This is a genomic window from Actinopolymorpha pittospori, from assembly GCF_014873875.1.
Lineage (GTDB): Bacteria > Actinomycetota > Actinomycetes > Propionibacteriales > Actinopolymorphaceae > Actinopolymorpha > Actinopolymorpha pittospori.
In genome coordinates this window covers 1,508,991-1,528,163 of record NZ_JADBEM010000001.1, presented here as the reverse complement: position 1 = coordinate 1,528,163, position 19,173 = coordinate 1,508,991, and the positions used below count along the sequence as shown (strand labels likewise).

The following is a 19,173-nucleotide window of genomic DNA, read 5'->3' as shown; positions in this document are numbered from 1 at the left end:
CGGCGGCCACGGCGCGCCCCATTTACTGCCTGGCTCTGTTTAGCTCACTTCGGAGACCAGTGCGGCCTGTGCGGGCTGGCCCTGGCGACGATTGAACAGTCGGTCAATGGACCATGAACCGGGGCCGAAAAACACGATGAGCAGGAACGCCCAGCAGAACATCGCCGAAGCCTCCCCGCCGTTCTGAATGGGAAGCAGGGCTTTCTCCTGGTGAACAGTGAAGTAGGCGAAGGCCATCGAGCCCGATGCCAGCAGTGCGGCCCCTCTGGTCCAGAGTCCGACGAGCACCAGAACCCCGGCGACCACCTGGATCAGCGCCGCCCACCAGCCCGGCCAGGTTCCCGCCGGGATGGTGTCACCATGACCCATGTTGCCCCCCATGATGCCGAATATCGACGACAGGTCGTGGCACGTGAACAGTAACCCGACCACGAGTCGGTATGAGGACAGGACTTTTTCTCTCCAGTGCTGGAGGCGACTCACGGTCATTCCCTTTCGTGCGAGTACGCCGGCGGATACAACGCAGACTCCACGGAACAACAGACTCCACGAACCAATCGAAAACCCGGTTCAATGATGGCCAGAGGGGGACGCCGGTTTTACCGGCGCGACCCTACGGTCAACTCGCTCGCGGGCGGGTCACAGAGGACAGCGACGGTGCTGCACTAATGCTCGGCTCGAGCTTTTTGTGGAGAGCGGCTGCGAGCGATCTGATCGGCGACGACGAGCCGATCCGGCGATGGGGATCACGAGGCGGGCATCGAGGTGCCGGGTTCTTCTGTGGCGGCATCGCGAAGCGCTAGCCATCCCTACCCCTGCCGTCTGCCGGTCTCCGCCGAAATGATCACGAGGTAGCTTAGGCTTACCTCACTTAGCTGGCTACACCGGAGCCGGCGACAAGTCCGGTGGCGGCCCAAAGCCGTGCTGACCACCCACCAGCGCCGGGGCTACTGTGACCCTTGACGGAAGGCCACCCACTGCGGAGCAGCGAATGCCCGCGGGGACCGTGGCGGCGTGGTCGTAGCCGGTGCCGGCATACGCCAAGCATCCAGAGGTTCTGTGTCACCCATCGAAGCGTTCGACCCGAACAACCGCCATCGGCAGTGGCTGCTAGCGGCCCTGGAGATGTCACGGGTGCTGCTCAGCGGGATCGACCGTGATGAGGCGCTCCGGTTCGTGACCGGGAAGCTGCGGGAGATCTCCGGAGCGGACTATGTCGCGATCGTGTCGATCGATCCGACCTACGGCGAGGACGTCGTCAACGTCGAGGCCGTCGACGGTCTCGGCCTCGAACACTTCGCCGGCACGCCTGTGCCCAGACAGGGCGCCTACGGCGCCGTCATGGATACCGGCAGAAGCATCATCAGCCCGAACATCACCCTCGAGGAGAGCTTCGGCCCTCCGCCGGCGTTCGTCGAGGCGCTGTCGGTCCTTGGCCTGGGTATGTACATTCCGCTCAGCGCGACCGGGACGATGCTCGGCGCGTTGGTCGCCGGGTGGCGACGCGGCTCCCGCTACGAAACTGCCGCGGCCCGGGAGACGGAGCTTGTCGAGATCTTCGCCGGCGCGGCCGCGGTCGCTCTCCAGCAGCAGCAGTCCCAGCTCCTGCTGACGCAGGATCGTGACCGCATCGCCGCCGAGTTACGCGACGACGTGATCGACCAGCTCTTCTCCATCGGCACCGACCTGCACACCATCTCCGGCATGGTCGCCCGGCCGGAGGTGCGGCAACGGGCGCACGAGGCGATCGACAAGCTGGACGACACCACGCAGAAGGTCCGCGACGCGATCTTCGCCCTCCGTCAGGATCCGCCGGCTGCCCAACAGACCGCCAGCTTCCAGGTGCTCGACGAGATCGACGCCGCCCGAACCACTCTGGGGTTCACGCCACGCCTCGTCGTCCACGGCCGGCTCGACCGGGCTCTCCCGTCGCAGGTCCAGCGCGCGTTCGTCCAGGCCATCCGGGGAGCCCTGACGAACGCCGCCAGCCACACCTCACCGACCACCGTCGAGGTCGCGCTCGAGATGACCGACGACCAGCTCACCCTCACCGTCACGGACAACGGCCAGCTGGCCAGGCGCGCCAAGCCCGGCGCACTACTCACCGAGCTGCACGAGAGCGCGCAACGCCTCGATGGCTCGTGCACGGTGCGCACGAGCGGAGGCAGCGAAACGGTCGTCGACTGGCACGTCCCACTGAACGGCTAGGGCGCGCCGGACAGCGCGGCGGGCGGCCGGCGAGGTCTGGCTCACTCGTCGGTGGCCGGAGGGTCCGCGAGCGGCCATCCGCCGGCGGCCAGGTGGGCCGAGACCCGGGCGACGTCCTCGTCGGAAGCGGCCTGCACGATGGCACCACGGATCATCGCCTCGATGTCTTCGCGACTGATCGTGTCGCCGCCGCCGACTGCGTGCGCTACGAGGTCGTCGGCGATCCGTAGGACCTCCTCCTCGGTCAGCTTGCGGCGCAGCAACCCGAGGAGGGCGACATAGTCCTGGCGCGGAACTCCTGTCGGGTAGCCCTTGCGCACCCACTCCACGAATCGTCGGAGGAAGTTGTCGCGGGCCTCGTTCACCGTGTACTCCTGGGAGTCTCTCCGGGCGGTGTCACTTCTTGTGCACCAACGTGGGGTAGATGTGCTCGAAGCTCAGCTGCTGGCCCAGGCCTGAGGCCACGATGTAGGTGATGCCGAGCCCGGCCGCGGCGACGACGACCGCGAAGCACACGACGGCGACCGACCAGCCGACCGCGTTCGGGCCTGGCCGGGCAACAGCTTGGGTGTCGCTGTCACCGTTGTGACCGTGGGCCAGGGCCCGGACGCCGACGGCGAAGATCGTGGGGAGCCCCGCGCCCAGCAGCAGCCCTGCCACCAAGACCTTCCAGGCACCTTCCAGGGCGAGTGTGACGGTGTGCATGACGGTGACCTGCTTTCGGCAGTGACGCCAGGGAGGCGGTCAGGCGGCGGCCTGCGCGGGCTCTCGGTGCGCGCCGGCACCGGCCCACTCGTCGTTGACGTTCGCGTGGGTCACCGGTTGGCGCCGGGACCGCAACCACATCACGACCGCGGTGGCCACCAGGATGACGAAGATGACGCCCGCGCCGGGCAGACCGCCGAGCACGTGGGCGAGGCCCCACATGAGCGCGCCGACGACAGCGGCGCACGGGAGGGTGATCAGCCATGCAGTGACCATCCGCCCGGCGACACCCCAGCGGACCAACGCTCCCGGACGACCGAGACCGGTGCCGAGCACGGAACCGGTGGCCACATGTGTCGTGGACAGTGCGAAGCCGAGTTGGCTGGAGGTCAGAATGACCGCGGCCGACGCGCTCTCGGCAGCCATACCCTGCGGTGACGCGATCTCGACCAGGCCCTTGCCCAGGGTGCGGATGATCCGCCAACCGCCGAGGTAGGTTCCGGCGGCGATCGTGAACGCGCAGGCGACCTTCACCCACAGCGGGATGCTCGCGGGGTCGGTCCAGTGTCCCGACGCGATGAGAGCGAGCGTGATCACTCCCATCGTCTTCTGCGCGTCGTTGGTTCCGTGCGCCAGCGAGACCAGTGACGCCGTTCCGATCTGACCCCAGCGGAACCCGGTCTCCTGATAGCGGCGGGCCACCCGCGCGGTGATTCGGTAGATCAGCCACGTTCCGGCGGCGGCCACGATCGCGGCGATGACCGGGGACATCACCGCGGGCAGGATCACCTTGCCGACAACACCGTCCAGCTTCTTCCCGTCGCCGACCCAGTTGATCCCGCCCCACCCCAGCCCGGCGACGGCCGAGCCGATCAGGCCCCCGAACAACGCGTGGGAGGAACTGGAGGGCAGACCCAGCAACCAGGTCAGCAGGTTCCAGACGATGGCGCCGATCAGGCCCGCGAGCACGATCAGCAGGAGAGCGTCACCGCCGTCTGCGAGAAGTGACGCCTTCGGGGTTCCGTCGGCGTTCTGGATCCGGATGACGGCGTTGGTCACTGTCAACGCCACCTCGACGGACATGAACGCGCCGACCAGGTTCAGAACTCCGGACAGCAGGACCGCAACTTTGGGTTTCAGGGCGCCTGTCGCGATCGAGGTCGCCATCGCGTTCGCGGTGTCGTGGAAACCGTTCGTGAAGTCGAACCCGAGAGCGGTCACGACCACCAGGACAAGGATCACGGACTCGGTGGACACCTCGACAGAGTCCACCCGCAGACACGCCGAACGCGAGGGCTGGCAGCGTCATGTCGACGACTGTTCAACCAGCGTTGATCTCAGGTCTACTGTGCCCGGCCGCGCGCAGGGTCAGCCGAGTCGGCCCCGGCATCACAACTACCCGGGGCGAAGCCATGGCGGTGCTGGGGGCGCTAGCTGGCGCTCAGGTGTCGGCGAGGTCGCCTGTGAGCAGGCCGGTCGCCTGTCCGATCTCGATCAGATAGCCATCTGGGTCGCGGATGTAGCACCGTAGTTCGGCGCGCCGATCATGTGGTGGTGTGAGGAACTCGACGCCGCGAGCTACCTGCTCTTCGTAGAAGCCCTGGATGTCGGCTACCCGGACGTTGAGGAAGCTCGACACGTGTGAGCGGTCCTCTGGCGGGAGCAGCGTGACGTCGGGCTTGTCGGGTGTGGGGCCACCGCCCGGGTTCATGATGATCCACCCATTGGCGATCTTGATGATGCACGGATTCTCCTCGAGCACCACCTGGCCACCGAACACCGTGGAATAGAAGGCCCGCGACCGGGGAACATCGCGCACCGTGAGGAAGTGGGTCAACACCAGGCCCGTCCGCGGCGCCGGCAGGTCCTGGGAGCTCACGGTCGAAGCCCGGCGAAGGGTCGGGACACGCGCGGCCCGGAAGAGGCTGGGTACTGGAACACGGCTGCTCCTCTCACACACCGGTGTGTACCCATCCCCGAACACCTCGAACGGCGGCCCCACGAGCGGCGGGCGTGCGAGGTCCGGGGCGGAGGACGTGTCAGTTCGGACGCGCGATGCGCACGGCGACCTGGGTGTCCGTCACGCTGGCGACGGAGACCGACAGACCGGCGACCTCCGCCGCCTGGTCGACGGTCAGCGAGAGCCGCTCGCCGGCGACCTCGATCGTCACATGGTCGCCGTTGGCGCCGATGAACCTGGCGTCCACGCCGATGACGTTGACGTTGCCCTCGACTCCGCGGTTGAAGGTCACCGTGCACTGGTCGAGCCCGCAGTTGGTGGACGCCGCTTCGGAGCTGCAGCCGACCAGGAGAGCGGCGCCGAGCGCGGAGGAGGCGCCGACACGGACGGCCGTCGCGAGGGTCCGGCTGGTCGTGAGCAGTTGGTTCGTCACGCAGATCAGGGTACGAGAGTCGTGCGGCACCAGCACGGAGTTGTCCACGGCGGCCGTGCGCGGACGGACGCGGGTAAGCGCTGTCCCACCCGTGGGAGACTGCCGTAGCTGACCTCGCGACCGTGGCCGGCGAGCACGCCTGCCGCGGACCGTGACGTAGCGGAACGACCCGTCGACGGCAGGGATGAGATGACCGCAATACACCCGACAGCGCTGACCGTGGACGACCGGACGGAGCCGCTTGCCACCGGGCAGGTCCCGCGGTTCGGCTGGCTTCTCACCATCGGCGGAGAGCTCGCGGTGGACGCTCGCCAGGCCGCGTACCAGATCCTCGTCACGGACGGATCGGGCCGCACCGTGTGGGATTCCGGCACGGTCCACTCGGCCCAGCAGCGCCACGTCCCCTACGCCGGCGCGCCGCTCGAACCCGCAGCTGCCTACACCTGGACGATCCGGGTCTGGCCGCCGGTGCGGAGGTGCCCTCCGACTGGGCGCCCGCCGCCTCGTTCGAGTACGGACTGCCGGACGCCGACTGGCACGCGGACTGGATCAGGCGGCGGCCCGGCGGTGCTGGCCCACTCGCGTACGTCGACGACGTGATCCGGGCGGCTGGCGGCGCCGCGACCCTGCTGCACCGGACCACCTCGGCCCCGGACGACTGCACCATCGAGTTCGGGGTACGTGTCCAGATCCGCTCGGCGGGCTGGGTGCTGCGTAGCGTCGACGGCACGAACGGCTACGTGTGGCGGCTGGTCCCTGGCCACGGCCTCGCGTTCCATGTCCTCCGCGACGGCGTACTCGGTCCGGCGGAGGTCGTGCCGGTCGAGGTCCGGCGTGACCACGACCACCGGGTCGTCGTCCACGCGGCCGGCGGATCGTTTCAGACCTCGGTCGACGGCGTGGTGGTCGATCGCCGCCGCGACGACACCTACCCGACCGGACGGTTCGGTGTGCTCCAACGCGACGGCGAGCAGGCGGAGTTCTCCGACCTCACCGTGCGCACGGTCGCCGGCGAGCCGCTCCTCACCCCTCCGGCGACCAGCCAGCTCGCGACGTGGGAGAACACCTCCACGGTCCGCCAGATCGACGAGTGGACGCTGGCGCGCCGGGAGTTCGAGGTGCGGGACGGCGAAGTCACCCGCGCCCGTGCCTACATCGCCTCCCACCACAACGCCGAGCTGCGGATCAACGGCGGGCGGGTCGGTGGACGGGCCTCCTTCGCGTATCCGGGTGAGGGGTACTACCAGGTCCTCGACGTCACCGACCACCTCGCCGGCTCGCGCCGCGCGGCCGTCGGCGCCCTCCTGCACTGGTACGGCAACGGCCAGGGCCGACCGGCCGGGGAGCCCGGCCTGCTCCTCCGTCTGGTGCTGGACTTCGCCGACGGCGCCTCTCAGGTGGTCGTCAGCGACGGGTCCTGGAAGGTTCACGAAGGCCCGTACCTTCAGGCCGGCTACCGCAACGACGAGGGCGATCCCATCGAGCACCTCGACCTGGGCAGGGTCCCGGTGGGTTGGGACCAGCCGGGCTACGCCGACGACGCGTGGGACCACGCGGAGGTGATCGGCCGGCACCCGGTCTCTCCGTTCACCCGCCTGCGGCCTCAGGAAGCGCAGCTCGCGGAGGTGCCCGCCGAACCGGTCGCGCTGCTGACGGCGGCGGACGGGACCCCGGTAGCCGACTTCGGTCGGGTCATCCCCGCGCGACCGGTGGTGCGGTTCGCGGCGGGCACGGCCGGCCGGGTCGTCCGCATCCGCGCCGGTTACAACCTCACCGACGCCGGACGGGTGGACGCCTCCCAGCTGCTCACCCAGGGCACCGACATGTCCTTTCCCTGCACCCAGGTCGACGGCCCGCAGACGTACTCCGCGTTCACGCATCTGGGTTTCCGCTACCTCGAGGTCCCCGATGCCGGTGAGGAGTTGCGTACGGAGGGCATCAGCGCGGTCGTGGTCCACGCCGAGCCGCCGTCGTTCCTTCCCGCCGCCCGCTTCGAGTCCTCCGACCCCACGCTCGACGCGGTGTTCGACCTGTTGCGAAGGTCCGCGCTCTACGGCATCCAGGAGCAGTTCGTCGACACGCCCACCCGGGAGAAGGGCCAGTTCCTCGCCGACGCGGTCAACATCTCCTACGCCACGATGGCGGTCCTGGGCGAGCGGACATCGACGCGGCAGGCCATTCGCGAGTTTCTCGCCTCGGCCAGCAGATACTGGCACAGCGAGGAGGAGCGGGGCCGCTACAACGCCGTCTACCCCAACGGTGACGGCAAGCGCGACATCCCCGACTTCTCCTTGATGATGCCGTCGTGGGTACGCCGCTACCACCTGGAGTCCGGCGACGTCGAGCTCGTCCGCGAGGCGTACCCCGCGCTGTGTGACACGGCCGGCTACGTCGTGCGCCACATCGCCGTGGACGGGCCATGCGCGGGTCTCGTGACCGACCTGGCCGGCGGCGGTGGTCCGTACCTCCACGGCATCGTCGACTGGCCCGCGAGCGGACGGTTCGGGTACGACATGGCGACGGCGGCGCGGACGACTGTCAACGCGCAGAGTGTCGGCGTCCTCCGCGACGTCGCCTACCTCGGACGCGTCCTGGGGCGCCCCGAGGCCGAGTCGGCGTCCTACGACGAGCAGGCCGACCGGCTCACCGAGGCCGTCAACCGTAGCTTGCTTCGGCCCGACGGGCGCTACTCCGACGGCCTGCACGCGGACGGCACCTCCAGCGAGCAGGCCGGGCAGCACGCCACGTCGTTCGCGCTCGCGTTCGACATCGCGCCACGCGAGGTGTGGGAGCCGGCCGCCAACCACCTCGCGGGTCTGGGCATGCGACAGGGACCGCTGACCGTGCACCGTCTCCTGCGGGCGCTCGGCGCCGTGGGGCGGACGGACGCCATCCTGCGCCTGTTGACCAACGCCGAGGACCTGGGCTGGGCGAAGGTCCTCGCCGACGGTGGCTCCTTCACCTGGGAGGCGTGGACCCTTGACGAAGGGACCAACCACAGCCAGTCGCACGGATGGGGTGCGCAAGCCGCAGTTGACGTTCTCGAGTTCCTGTTGGGTGTCCGGGTCACCACACCTGGCGCGGCGACGGTCGAGGTCGCGCCACCGCGGTGTGTGCTGACCTACGCCCGGGGTGCGGTGCCCACCGAACGCGGTGTCGTGTCGGTGGACTGGGCGCGCAGAGGTGAGGAGTTTCGCGTCCAGGTCGATGTCCCCGCGAACGTCGTCGCGACCGTCCGCCTGCCGGAGCCGGGCGGCGACGAAGCGGTCTTCGAGGTCGGGCCGGGACGCTGGCACCTGTCGAGGGGTGGGGTCGAGTCGACCAGCGTCCTGAGTTAGGTGCGGCGCGTCAGGCGTCACCCGGCCTGGGCGGACCGTTCGTTGGCGAGGCGCTCGCGCCGCCACAGCTGCATGCGGACCGACTCCGCGAACGGCCGGAACTTGCAGGTGAGGCAGTAGTCAGGGCGTCCGTCCGTGCGGGGGAACGCCTGCTGGAACGCGGCGTCGTAGTCGTCGAGATCGAGGTCGTCCGCAGCAGGCTCGGTGAAGGCCATGCAGCAGCCGCCCCTGTGGGTCACCCACACCGGCCCGCCCCCGGTGGCGAGCACTTCGACGCGTGGCGGACGTTTCCACGGCCGCGCGTCGGCGGCGAGCAGTCCGCGGAGCAGGTCGACCGCCTCGGGTGTCGCCGGGACCGCGTCCTGGTCGACCAGTGCCGCGCCGATCGCGTCAGCGACCTGGTGCCACAGACCCGCGCGCCCCGCCCGCGTGAGGCGCTGGAGCGCGTCGATCGCGGGCGCCACCGTCTCGACCAGGGCGGTGACGACGAACTCGGCCTGCTCGGCCCGAGTCGTGACCGTGTGAGTATCCGGCTGGCCGCTCCACGGGTGGTCCGGGAGGACGACGACGCGGGTGACGTCCGCGAAGTCGAGCGCGTCCGCGTAGCCGTCGGGATTGCGCCACCACCGCGTCGAGACGGGGGCGAGAAGGTATCCCGCGCCCGACCCCAGGAGCGACAACCCCACGAATTCCGCGGCGGTACCGGCGTACCAGCCCGCGAGATACATCCCGGCGGCAGGACGGGGAGTGCCGTCGGCCACGAGTTGCTCGGCCTGGGACGGCAGCACGTCGCGGACCAACTCCTCGGTGGTCAGCAGCCGCCCACCCTCCGCCGCGGGTCGTGGTAGCGGAAGAGTGCCGCGTGGTGCCGCCGGACCCACCGGGTTGCCGTCTCGGCTGGGAAGGGCACGTCCACTGCGTCGGGGACGTCCGTCAGCAGGGCAGCACCACCCCGCTCCACCGAGGCGTCGGCGAGCGACTCCACCTCGTTGCTGACGCGCGTCATGTCGTGTCCTTCCCGAGACCCGGCAACCTTAGGCTTACCTAAGCTCGATGAGCCAAGGGCATCCGGCGTCTCGTCCGGAAACGCTCAGGGCCGCCAGACCCGTTGGTCCGACGGCCCTGTTCGGCCAGTTCACGGTCAAGCCTTGTCGAAGGTGTGGGTCAGAGGCTGTGGGCGGTGATGTCGCCGTGTGAGGTCGTGGCGCGGATGTCGAGTTGGGGGGTGCCGTTGTTTTTGAGGGTGTTGTTGATGCGTCCGTAGGTGGTGCCGGCGTCGAGGGTGGCGGAGACTCCGGTGGCGGTGGTGACGGTGATGTCGCCGTACTGGGTGCGGAGTTCGACTTTGCCGTGGGTGGCTTCGGTGATGGTGATGTCGCCCCTGGCGGTGGTGACTTCGGCGGGGCCGCTCAGCCGGCCGATCTCGACGTCGCCGTCGATGGCGGTGAGGTGGAGGTTGGCGGCTTCGTCGATCTTGATGTGGCGGTAGGCGCCGGTGAAGGTGAGGTTGCCGAGGCGGCCGACGCCGCGCAGTTCACTGGCGGCGGTTTTGGCGTTGACCTGGGAACCGGTGGGCAGCTGGATGGTGACCTGGATGGAGCCGGAGGGGCCGAGGACCTGGTTCTTGACCGTGGTGTGGATCGTCAGCACGCCGTCGGTGTAGTCGATGCTGGTCTGTTCGGCTGTTTTGATGTCGCGGTTCTTGGCGGGGTTGGTGGGTGTGACCTCGACGGTGGTGTCGGTGCGGTCGGCGGCGATGAGCTGGATGCGTCCGGCGGGGATGTCCAGGACGGCGGTGATGGGGGCGGGGGTGTCGAAGGTGTGCATCGTGGTCTCCGGCGGGTTCGTGTTCTGTTTGTTTCTGACGCCGGAAACGCTACGTTGCATTCCAGATCGATGCAACACGTGCGTTGCTTCGGAACGGCATATGTGCAGGTGAGCGCCTCGATATTGTTGCAAGGGTCCCAAATCTAACGCAACGGTCGTCGACCCCTCCGTTGCATTGGGTTGAGAGTGAACGCTCCGCGGGAGGTGTCGCGCCACCCTCGGACCTCTCGGGCTCGGGTGTCTCCTCATGGCTGGCCCCGGTTGGCGGAAGTGCTGGCCAGTCGACCCACGAGCCGATAAGTTAGCTTAGGCTGGCCTAAGGAGGTCCTATGGATGTCAGCTTCGAGCCCACCGTCGCGGAGCGAACCCGATCGGTGGTCGCGGCGGCGGCTTCTCTGACCATGACCACCGACACGGACAGCCAGGCGCTGGCCGGCCGACACTCCCTCGACAGGGCAGGCGAGGTCGTTCTCCATCTGCCTGCCGACTGCGAGACGGCCGAGACCATCACCTGCTCCGGGGACACCTCTGTTCCGACGGTTCTCGAGTTCACCGACGTCGCTCCGACGGCGGTGCGCTCCCGCGTCCGCGCCCGGCTGACCCTCGCCGGAGCGCTGAGTGCGCGACCGGACCGCGGATGTGAGTGCGTAGTGGGCGTTCTGGCTCCAGAACTGATCACCCTCGACACTCTGGACAGCGTGCTCGTCGTGCATCCAGGGGCGTTCGCGGCAGCGGAGACCGACCCGCTGGCCGCCTACGAGGCGGACCTGCTCGTCCATCTCGCCGACGCCCACGCCGATCTCGTCGAAGGGCTCACGCGCCTGATCCCATCGGCGACGCTGGAGCAGGCCGCCCGCGTGCTTCCGTCGGCGATGGATCGTTACGGGATCACTCTTCGCCTCGAACGCGCACAGGGCCACACGGACGTCCGGCTGCCCTTCCCGAGCCGGCTGGACGACGCGTCCGCCGCGGGTGAGTACGTGCGAGCCATGGCGACCGGCACCCCGCTCTGCCCTCATCGCCTGCAGGCTCCGTAACGCTTCGGGTGCGGTCGTCGGGTCCTTGGGCCGAGCGACCGGATCGCGCTAGGGTCGCGACCAGACCCAGCCGGGCTGGCCTGGGCTGATCGTGGGTCCAAGGGCATGTGGGAACACAACAAGGACGTCATCGCGGAGTTCCGGGGCAACGGTGGCCGCGTGGGTGGCCGATTCGCCACGGTCGACCTGGCGCTGATCACCACCGCCGGGGCTCGCAGTGGGCGGTCGCGCACCGCTCCGGTCGTCTACTTCCGCGACGGTGACGGCATCTTCGTGATCGCCTCCGCCGGGGGCGCGCCCCGGCACCCCGACTGGTACCGCAATCTCGCAGCCCACCCGGACCTGACGGTCGAACTCGGGACCGAGAGCTTTGCCGCAAGGGCCGAGGAAGTCCCGGCCGGGCCCGAGTACGAACGGCTCTTCGCCCTGGCCGTCGAGGTCCAGCCCGGCTTCGCGGAATATCGGGCGAAGGCCGGACGGCACATCCCCTCCTGAAGCTCGTCCGCGCTAAGAACGCGCCTCCGTTACGCGGGTGCGTTCCCGGATCGCCGAGACGAACCGATCGGTCGCCTCCAGGGGAGTGAAGTGGCCGACCGTCGAAAGGCGTTCGAACGTGTAGTCGCTGAAGAAGTCATCCAGCCTGTCCGACCAGGAGACAGGGAAGATCGGGTCGTTCTCCTGCCAGAGAATCGTCGTCGGAACCGCGAGCCGCTCCGATGGTGTCGGTGTGGTCTCCTGCGCGTACGCGGTGACGGGATTTCCTGACGATCGGTACCACATGACGGACGCGACAAACGCTCCCGGTGGTGAGTACATCTCTGTCAGGTGGTCGATGCGACGCTCGTCGACGACGTACTCAGGTCCTGACCAGTGGCACCAGAAATGCTGCAGGTAAGCGCGGACCGCCTCGGGTCTGCCGTCGACCAGTTCACCGGCGAGGTTCAGGTTGTGGAACGACGTGTACCAGAACTCCTTCACCGGATCCAACTCGAGCACCCGTGCTCCCGCCCCAGGCAGTGGCGGCGAGACGACCAGGGCGCGCACGAGGTCCGGACGCATGGCGGCAACCGTCTGGGCGACGAAGCTGCCGACGTCGTATCCGGCGAGGACCGCATCCCGGATGCCGAGTTCGTCCATGAGCGCGATGACGCCCCGGGCCTGGCCCGGGCCGGAGTAGATCTCCTCGGCATCGGCCGCATGCTTGTCGGACTCGCCGAACCCGCGCAGATCGGGAACGACAACATCGGCGAAACCCTCCAGCAACGGCGCCAGAGCGTCGTAGTCGGTCCGATCACCAGGCCAGCCGTGCAGGAGGACCACCGGCTCTCCAGAACCCAGCCGATCGTAAGCAAGCCTGAAACCCTGAGAGGGCGAGGAATACCGCATGGCAAGCCCCATTTGAGTATTGGTCGTAGTAAGCCCGTTCCTACCTGGTCGTACCGCGCACATGGTCGACCAGCGATTCCTCACTGCCAAGGCTACGTTCCGCAGGAACGTCGAAGCCGTACACATGTCAGCCCCCGTGGCCAAGCGGCGATCCTTCGGTGGAAGCGAAGTGTCGGTACCGGAACCGGACAAGGGCAGGTGTGGTTCCCGGGCGTCCTGCAACTCTGGATGCCGGCGAGGCGCACACCAGATGACACGAGGAGTAGTGCTGTATGACGGTGACAACAGCAGCGCTGGGGTCCGAGCTGGACATTCCCTACGAGGGGCTCCCAGGGACCGCCACCGCCGACTTCGCGCGGGACGGTTTCATCCATCTGTCGAGGGTGCTCTCATCCGAGACCATCGCCGAGTACGAGCCCGTGGTCACCAGCGAGGTCATCCGACTCAACACCCAGCACCTGCCGCTGGCAGAGCGCGACACCTACGGCAAGGCTTTCCTGCAGGTGACCAACCTGTGGGAGCACAACGCGAAGGTCAAGGAACTGGTCTTCTCTCGCCGCCTCGCCGGGATCGCCACCCGGATTCTGGGCGTGCACGCGGTGCGGCTCTACCACGACCAGGCGCTGTACAAGGAGTCCGGCGGCGGCATCACTCCCTGGCACGCCGACCAGTACTACTGGCCGCTGTCGAGTGACCGGGTCTGCACGATCTGGCTGCCGCTGCAGGAGACGCCGTACGAGATGGGCCCACTGGCCTTCGCCCGCGGCAGTCACAACTTCGCGCATGGCCGCGACCTGGCGATCAGCGACGAGTCGGAGGCGAAGCTGGCGCAGACGGTCGCCGAGCAGAACTTCGAGGATGTGGTGGAGCCGTTCGCGTTGGGTGATGCCAGCTTCCACCGCGGCTGGACCTTCCACCACGCCGGTCCGAACCACAGCACCATCCCGCGCCGGGTGATGACCGTGATCTACATGGATGCCGACATCCGTGTCTGCGATCCGGTCAACGACAACCAGTTGGCCGACCGCAACTGGATGCCTGGCACGGAGATCGGCCAGGTCCCGGACACACCGCGCAACCCCGTGCTCTACGACGGCCGTACCGCCTGAGCACACCTCGAACCTCTGTCGCTGACGCCGGCAGAACGACGGTGTGGCAGGTCAGAGGATGCGGCTACCCGCCAGCCACGGCAGGCCACGGATGCCTTCGTTTGGGCGCGTCCGGATCAGAGGGGTGCCGGGCTCGCGGTGAAGGGAAGGACCGGGAGGTTCTCGCCGTCCAGTGCTTCCTTCATCCCCTCGCCCCAGATGGGTGCGGCCGCCGCGGAGCCGTAGAGCGAGCCGATGTAGCGGCCTTCGGGGAAGTTGGTGCCGTGCAGCGACACGTCGGTCTCGGGCCTGTTGGGGTGGTCCGGGTCGCCGACCCACACCGCGGCGGCGAGGTTCGGCGTGTAGCCGTCGAACCACGTCATCGCCATGCTGTCGTTGGTGCCGGTCTTGCCGGCCGCGGGCCGACCAGGATCCGCGACGTCGTAACCGGTGCCGATCGGGTCCTGGATGACGTCCTCGAGCATCGAGGTCAGTGTCTGGGTGTAGGACGGATCGATCACCTGCCGGCAGTCGGGATGCGGGACGGCGTGCTGCTCGCCGGTGGTGTTGCTGGTGACACTGAGGATCGCCGTCGGCTTGCAGTACTTCCCGTCCGCCGCGAGCGTCGCGTAGGCGTTGGCCATCTCGACCGGCGTGATCAGGTTGGTGCCGAGGGTGAACGAGCCGTACTGCTCCAGCGGCTTACCGGTTCCGTCGTCGCTGTCCTGGGTCACACCGAAGGACTGCGCGATCCGCGCCGGGTCACACAGGCCGGTCTGCTCCTCCAGCTGAATGAAGTAGGTGTTGACCGACTTGGCGAAGGCGCTGGTCATCGTGTTGGCGCCGGACTCGGCCTGGGTCTGGTTGGTTGGCTGCCAGTCGAGCCAGTCCCACTCTCCGGGCTTGCCGTCAACGCAGGTCGCGATGTCGGGACCGTCGGTCAGCTGGTACGGCGAGTCGATCTCGGTGTCAGGACCGGCGATGCCCTGCTCCAGCGCGGCCAGCGCGACGAAGGCCTTGAAGGTCGAGCCGGCCTGAAAACCACTGGTCCCACCGAGCGCGGTGCTGGTGGCGTAGTTGAAGTACGTCTGGTCCTGGCCGCTGCCCATCGACCGGCTCTGGGCCATCGCCTGGATCTGGCCGGTGCCAGGTTGGACGATCACCATGTCGGAGGCGACGGAGTCCGACGGCGCCACGTTGTCGAAGATGGCCGTTTGTGCCGCCTCCTCCGCTGCCGGAACCATCGTCGTCCTGATCGTCAGGTCGCCATGGTCGAGGAACGTCTGGCGCTCGGCCTTGGTCTTCCCGAAGACCGGGTTGGTGCGGAGTTCGTTCACGACGTACTGGCAGAAGAAGGCGGCGCTGGCCTGTGCTGTGATGCAGCCGTTGCGCGGTGTGGTCGGCGCGAGCCCGAGGGGCTGCTGCTCGGCCTCGGCCGCCTGCGCGGGCGTGATGGCGTGCGTCACGTAGGCCATGTCCCGTAGGACGAGGTTGCGGCGCGCCAGAGCATTCTGCGGGTGCTGGATCGGATCGTAGGCCGTCGGGCTCTTGACGATCGCGGCCAAGGTCGCGGCCTGGGTGAGCGTCAGCTTCGCGGCCGTGGTGGAGAAGTAACGTTCGGCTGCGGCTTCGACTCCGTTGGCGGACTCACCGAAGTTGACCAGGTTCAGGTAGCCGTCAAGGATCTGGTCCTTCGACAGGTCCTTGTCGATCTCGGTCGCGTACTTCAGTTCCTGCAGCTTGCGACCGACGGTGTCCTCGACGGCCGCCTGCTGTGCCGCCTTGTCGGTGCCGGCTTCAGTCAGCAAGACGTTCTTGACGTACTGCTGGGTGAGGGTGGAGCCTCCCTGCGTGACATCGCCTGTGGAGGCGTTGGTGATCAGCGCGCGCAGGGTGCTCCGGAGATCGAGCGGTCCTTCGGAGTAGAAGCGGTTGTCCTCGATGGACACCAGGGCCTGTCGCATCACCGGTGCGATCTTGTCGTGCGACACCTCCACGCGGTTGCCGGCGTCGCCCCAGATGGTGGCGATCGGCGAACCGTCGGCGGCCTCGATGATCGTGCGCTGCGGCAGGAGCGGTGCCTGCAGGCCGGCCGGCAGGTCCTGGAACCGGTCGGAGGCCGTCTTCGCCGTGAGACCGGCCAGGGCCGCGAAGGGGATCGCGATGCCCGCGACCAAGCCGCCGGTCAACACGCTGAGCACAAGGAACCGCACGAGGAGGAGACGCGGCCGCCGAGTTGGCCGGTGATCTTCCCCAATTCGTCGCCAAAACACGATTTCAGGGTAAACGACTTGTGTGACAAGAACGCACAGCCACTTTCGAGCGCCGCCGCTGGTGCGCCAGTTTCGAACCGCGACGTGACACAGCGTGACCGGGGCCTGACCCGTGCGGTCCCTGCTTTTTCGTGCGGTCCCTGCTTTTTCGTGCGACACGCGTTCTCCGCGTGGCCGGACCTACGCGGATGAGAACTCTGCAGAGTGCACTCCGGCTGCCTGATCACCTTGGGACCATGTTCTGCGGGAAATCAGGCGGGAGATGGAATGAGCGATCAGCCACCGAACACCACGACGGACGCGGGCGCCCCGGTAGCCAGTGACGAGTACTCACTCGCGGTCGGCGGCTCCGGACCCGTCCTGTTGCAGGACACCTACTTGATCGAGAAGCTCGCTCACTTCGTTCGGGAACGCGTGCCCGATCGCGTGTATCACGTCAAGGGGGGCGGTGCCTTCGGCTACTTCGAGGTGACGGCCGATGTGGCCCAGTGGACGAAGGCCGCCTTTCTCAACCAGGTCGGCAAGCGCACCCCGTTGTTCGTGCGTTTCTCGTCGGTGGCCGGTGAGGAGGGCTATCCGGACACCGACCGCGACGTGCGCGGGTTCTCGATCAAGTTCTACACCGAAGACGGCAACTACGACATGGTCGGCAACAACACGCCGGTCTTCTTCGTACGGGACCCCATGAAGTTCCCCGACTTCATTCACTCCCAGGAACGCATGCCTGACAGCGGACTGCGCAACAACAACATGCAGTGGGATTTCTGGAGCCTCTCGCCGGAGTCGGCCCACCAGGTCACGATCCTGATGAGCGACCGGGGTACGCCGCGCACGTGGCGGCACATGCACGGCTTCAGCAGCGACACCTACATGTGGCAGAACGGCGCGGGTGAGAGGTTCTGGGTCAAGTACCACTTCAGGACCGAGCAGGGCATCCAGAACATGACCGGGCCCGAGGCCAGGGCGATGGCCGCCGAGGATCTCGACTACCACCGACGTGACCTGTGGGAGGCGATCCGCCGCGGGGAGTACCCGTCGTGGCGCCTCGAGATGCAGATCATGCCCTACGACGACGCGCCCGACTACCGCTTCAACCCCTTCGACATCACCAAGGTGTGGCCGCACGAGGATTACGCGACGATCCCGGTCGGGCGGATGGTGCTCGACCGCAACCCGGAGAACTTCTTCGCCCAGGTGGTGCAGTCGGGTTTCGAGGTGTCGAACATGGTCCCGGGCATCGGACCCAGCCCGGACAAGATGGTGCTGGGACGCATGTTCGCCTACGGCGATTCCCAGCGTTACCGCACCGGAACGAACTACAACCAGTTGCCGATCAACAAGCCGCTGTCGGAGGTGCACAACTACAACAAGGACGGTCCGATGCGGTTCGCCCACAACGGGAGCCAGCCGGTCTACGCGCCGAACAGCTACGGCGGCCCCCGGGGCGACCAACAGCGCTATCCGGATCCGAGCTGGTTCGTCGAGGCCGCGGAGATCATGCGGACGGCCTACGTCGCGCACCGCGACGACAACGACTTCATCCAGCCCGGCACGCTCTATCGGCAGGTGCTCTCCTCCGCCGAACAGGACCGCCTGGTCGAGAACGCCGTCTGGCATCTGAGCCAGGGCGTGGAACGCACCATCCAGGAGCGCGCGGTCCGTGAGTACTGGGGCAAGGTCGACGCTGACCTCGGCGCACGGATCGCCCGCGGTCTCGACCTGGCGACCCAGGGGCGCTAGAGGAGGTGGCCACGCCTGCCGAACGTGGGGTCGTCAAGCCGATCCTGTCGGACCTGATGGATGATCCTGGGAGCGGGCTCGACTACGAGACCAGGCCCGATCGGCTACCTGGTCTTCTCACCCCACTCGACCGGTTCTTCATCCGCAACCATGCGCCGACCCCGATGATCGACGTCTTGAGTTGGCGGCTCCGGATCGACGGTGATGGTGTGCGTGCGCCGGTCACCTACACCTACCGCGACCTGTGGGACCTGCCCCTGACGTCTGTCGTACGAACGATCGAGTGTGCCGGGAACCGTCGTTCGCTGTTCGGGCGGGCCAGCGGCCGGACCTTCGAAGGCACGCAGTGGGGTCGGGGCGCGATCGGCACCGCCGAGTGGACGGGGGTACGACTGCGGGACGTGCTGTCCCCGGCGGGCATCGGGCCGAACGCGCGGCAGGTCATGCCGGAGGGACTCGACGGTCCCGGTCGACGACCTATGCCCCTGGCCAAGGCGCTGGCCGACGACACCCTGCTCGTCCTCGCCATGAACGGCGAAGTACTCCTACCCGACCACGGCTACCCTGCCCGCGTGCTGGTCTCCGGCTGGCTGGGTGCCGCGAGTGTCAAGTGGGTCGGCCGGATCCAGGTGTCCGACAAGGACCTGTCCGTGCCGTGGAACACCGACGACTACGTGCTCATCGGGCCCGGCTACCCACCGACCGGGGAATCCGCCGGCGTACCGATCAACGAGATCCCGGTGGCCAGCCTGGTGGAACTACCCTGGCCCGCGCGGCTGCGCCCGGGCAGGCAGGTGATCCGCGGCCGCGCGTACGCCGGGGAGGCGCGGATCCACCAGGTGACGTGCAGGGTGGACGACGGGCCGTGGCAGCACGCCGTCCTTTTGCCGCCCGTCGAGCAGGCGACCTGGGTGCGCTGGCAGTTCGGCTGGAACGCCGTGCCTGGCGAGCACGAGCTCCGGGTGCGTGCCACCGACGACAGGGGAGGGACCCAACCCGACGCCGTACCCTGGAACGATCTCGGCTATCTGTACAACGCCGTACTCGCGCATCCCATCCACGTCGACGACCCGGCCTGAGCACGCACGTACGCCACCGGCGACAGTTCGCTGTGGCCTTGTCCCGGTACCGGGACGACGGACGGCGCGATGATCCACAGGCTGAGTCGCGAGCCGTCG

The 19,173-nt window shown here is 68.0% G+C and carries 18 protein-coding genes and 1 pseudogene; 8 read left to right on the top strand and 11 right to left on the bottom strand.

Going from position 1 to position 19,173, the window contains the following annotated elements; all coding sequences use genetic code 11:
• Positions 1-39 precede the first annotated feature (39 nt).
• A complete protein-coding gene (locus tag HEB94_RS07215) occupies positions 40-483 on the bottom strand; it encodes a DoxX family protein (RefSeq protein ID WP_337917501.1) in 444 nt (147 codons plus the stop codon).
• 576 nt (positions 484-1,059) lie between these two features.
• Between HEB94_RS07215 and HEB94_RS07210 the strand changes: the two genes are divergently transcribed.
• Entirely contained in the window at positions 1,060-2,208 is a 1,149-nt protein-coding gene (locus HEB94_RS07210) for a GAF domain-containing protein (protein ID WP_192749189.1), read from the top strand.
• A 41-nt stretch (positions 2,209-2,249) separates the two neighbouring features.
• Here the strand turns inward: HEB94_RS07210 and HEB94_RS07205 are convergent, their stop codons facing one another.
• The 5 genes from HEB94_RS07205 to HEB94_RS07185 form a co-directional block, all read right to left on the bottom strand.
• On the bottom strand, positions 2,250-2,573 hold the full coding sequence (locus HEB94_RS07205; RefSeq protein ID WP_192749188.1) for a DUF3349 domain-containing protein: 324 nt from the start codon (positions 2,571-2,573) through the stop codon (positions 2,250-2,252).
• A gap of 31 nt (positions 2,574-2,604) precedes the next feature.
• The gene (locus tag HEB94_RS07200) at positions 2,605-2,913 is read right to left on the bottom strand and encodes a hypothetical protein (protein WP_192749187.1); all 309 of its coding nucleotides are present in this window, start codon (positions 2,911-2,913) and stop codon (positions 2,605-2,607) included.
• A gap of 39 nt (positions 2,914-2,952) precedes the next feature.
• Complete coding sequence (locus tag HEB94_RS07195) at positions 2,953-4,170, bottom strand: inorganic phosphate transporter (RefSeq protein ID WP_192749186.1); 1,218 nt, start codon at positions 4,168-4,170, stop codon at positions 2,953-2,955.
• Positions 4,171-4,354: 184 nt separating this feature from the next.
• Positions 4,355-4,792, bottom strand: coding sequence for a VOC family protein (locus HEB94_RS07190; RefSeq protein WP_192749185.1), 438 nt, complete (start codon positions 4,790-4,792; stop codon positions 4,355-4,357).
• A 160-nt stretch (positions 4,793-4,952) separates the two neighbouring features.
• A complete protein-coding gene (locus HEB94_RS07185; protein WP_202896186.1) occupies positions 4,953-5,306 on the bottom strand; it encodes a hypothetical protein in 354 nt (117 codons plus the stop codon).
• Between the two features lie 189 nt (positions 5,307-5,495).
• On the opposite strand from HEB94_RS07185, the pseudogene HEB94_RS55075 reads away from it, so the two are divergent.
• Both HEB94_RS55075 and HEB94_RS07180 read left to right on the top strand, forming a co-directional pair.
• Positions 5,496-5,756 (top strand): annotated as a pseudogene (locus HEB94_RS55075) (glycoside hydrolase family 78 protein); the annotation flags it as partial.
• A gap of 26 nt (positions 5,757-5,782) precedes the next feature.
• Positions 5,783-8,644, top strand: coding sequence for a family 78 glycoside hydrolase catalytic domain (locus HEB94_RS07180; RefSeq protein ID WP_192749184.1), 2,862 nt, complete (start codon positions 5,783-5,785; stop codon positions 8,642-8,644).
• A 17-nt stretch (positions 8,645-8,661) separates the two neighbouring features.
• Here the strand turns inward: HEB94_RS07180 and HEB94_RS07175 are convergent, their stop codons facing one another.
• From HEB94_RS07175 to HEB94_RS07165, 3 genes are all read right to left on the bottom strand, one after another.
• Positions 8,662-9,432: a hypothetical protein gene (locus tag HEB94_RS07175; protein ID WP_192749183.1), complete on the bottom strand. Its 771-nt coding sequence runs from the start codon at positions 9,430-9,432 to the stop codon at positions 8,662-8,664.
• 23 nt (positions 9,433-9,455) lie between these two features.
• The gene (locus HEB94_RS07170) at positions 9,456-9,650 is read right to left on the bottom strand and encodes a hypothetical protein (protein ID WP_192749182.1); all 195 of its coding nucleotides are present in this window, start codon (positions 9,648-9,650) and stop codon (positions 9,456-9,458) included.
• A gap of 158 nt (positions 9,651-9,808) precedes the next feature.
• Entirely contained in the window at positions 9,809-10,531 is a 723-nt protein-coding gene (locus HEB94_RS07165; RefSeq protein ID WP_238361455.1) for a DUF4097 family beta strand repeat-containing protein, read from the bottom strand.
• Positions 10,532-10,800: 269 nt separating this feature from the next.
• Between HEB94_RS07165 and HEB94_RS07160 the strand changes: the two genes are divergently transcribed.
• Both HEB94_RS07160 and HEB94_RS07155 read left to right on the top strand, forming a co-directional pair.
• Complete coding sequence (locus HEB94_RS07160; RefSeq protein WP_192749181.1) at positions 10,801-11,508, top strand: DUF2470 domain-containing protein; 708 nt, start codon at positions 10,801-10,803, stop codon at positions 11,506-11,508.
• Positions 11,509-11,613: 105 nt separating this feature from the next.
• Positions 11,614-12,003: a nitroreductase/quinone reductase family protein gene (locus tag HEB94_RS07155; protein ID WP_192749180.1), complete on the top strand. Its 390-nt coding sequence runs from the start codon at positions 11,614-11,616 to the stop codon at positions 12,001-12,003.
• A gap of 12 nt (positions 12,004-12,015) precedes the next feature.
• Here HEB94_RS07155 and HEB94_RS07150 read toward each other — a convergent pair whose 3' ends face one another.
• Positions 12,016-12,828: an alpha/beta fold hydrolase gene (locus HEB94_RS07150; RefSeq protein ID WP_337917500.1), complete on the bottom strand. Its 813-nt coding sequence runs from the start codon at positions 12,826-12,828 to the stop codon at positions 12,016-12,018.
• A 338-nt stretch (positions 12,829-13,166) separates the two neighbouring features.
• Between HEB94_RS07150 and HEB94_RS07145 the strand changes: the two genes are divergently transcribed.
• The gene (locus HEB94_RS07145) at positions 13,167-14,003 is read left to right on the top strand and encodes a phytanoyl-CoA dioxygenase family protein (protein ID WP_192749178.1); all 837 of its coding nucleotides are present in this window, start codon (positions 13,167-13,169) and stop codon (positions 14,001-14,003) included.
• Positions 14,004-14,119: 116 nt separating this feature from the next.
• Here the strand turns inward: HEB94_RS07145 and HEB94_RS07140 are convergent, their stop codons facing one another.
• On the bottom strand, positions 14,120-16,195 hold the full coding sequence (locus tag HEB94_RS07140) for a transglycosylase domain-containing protein (RefSeq protein WP_192749177.1): 2,076 nt from the start codon (positions 16,193-16,195) through the stop codon (positions 14,120-14,122).
• 327 nt (positions 16,196-16,522) lie between these two features.
• Between HEB94_RS07140 and HEB94_RS07135 the strand changes: the two genes are divergently transcribed.
• Both HEB94_RS07135 and HEB94_RS07130 read left to right on the top strand, forming a co-directional pair.
• Positions 16,523-17,995: a catalase gene (locus tag HEB94_RS07135; protein ID WP_192749176.1), complete on the top strand. Its 1,473-nt coding sequence runs from the start codon at positions 16,523-16,525 to the stop codon at positions 17,993-17,995.
• Between the two features lie 5 nt (positions 17,996-18,000).
• Complete coding sequence (locus HEB94_RS07130) at positions 18,001-19,074, top strand: molybdopterin-dependent oxidoreductase (protein WP_192749175.1); 1,074 nt, start codon at positions 18,001-18,003, stop codon at positions 19,072-19,074.
• Positions 19,075-19,173: the final 99 nt, after the last annotated feature.

What these genes read in the sequence shown, in the direction of transcription:
- HEB94_RS07145 (WP_192749178.1), top strand. Translation starts at nt 13,167, where the DNA reads ATGACGGTGACAACAGCAGCGCTGGGGTCCGAGCTGGACATTCCCTAC.
- HEB94_RS07135 (WP_192749176.1), top strand. Translation starts at nt 16,523, where the DNA reads ATGAGCGATCAGCCACCGAACACCACGACGGACGCGGGCGCCCCGGTA.
- HEB94_RS07155 (WP_192749180.1), top strand. Translation starts at nt 11,614, where the DNA reads ATGTGGGAACACAACAAGGACGTCATCGCGGAGTTCCGGGGCAACGGT.
- HEB94_RS07160 (WP_192749181.1), top strand. Translation starts at nt 10,801, where the DNA reads ATGGATGTCAGCTTCGAGCCCACCGTCGCGGAGCGAACCCGATCGGTG.
- HEB94_RS07165 (WP_238361455.1), bottom strand. Translation starts at nt 10,531, where the DNA reads ATGCAACGTAGCGTTTCCGGCGTCAGAAACAAACAGAACACGAACCCG.
- HEB94_RS07200 (WP_192749187.1), bottom strand. Translation starts at nt 2,913, where the DNA reads ATGCACACCGTCACACTCGCCCTGGAAGGTGCCTGGAAGGTCTTGGTG.
- HEB94_RS07170 (WP_192749182.1), bottom strand. Translation starts at nt 9,650, where the DNA reads ATGACGCGCGTCAGCAACGAGGTGGAGTCGCTCGCCGACGCCTCGGTG.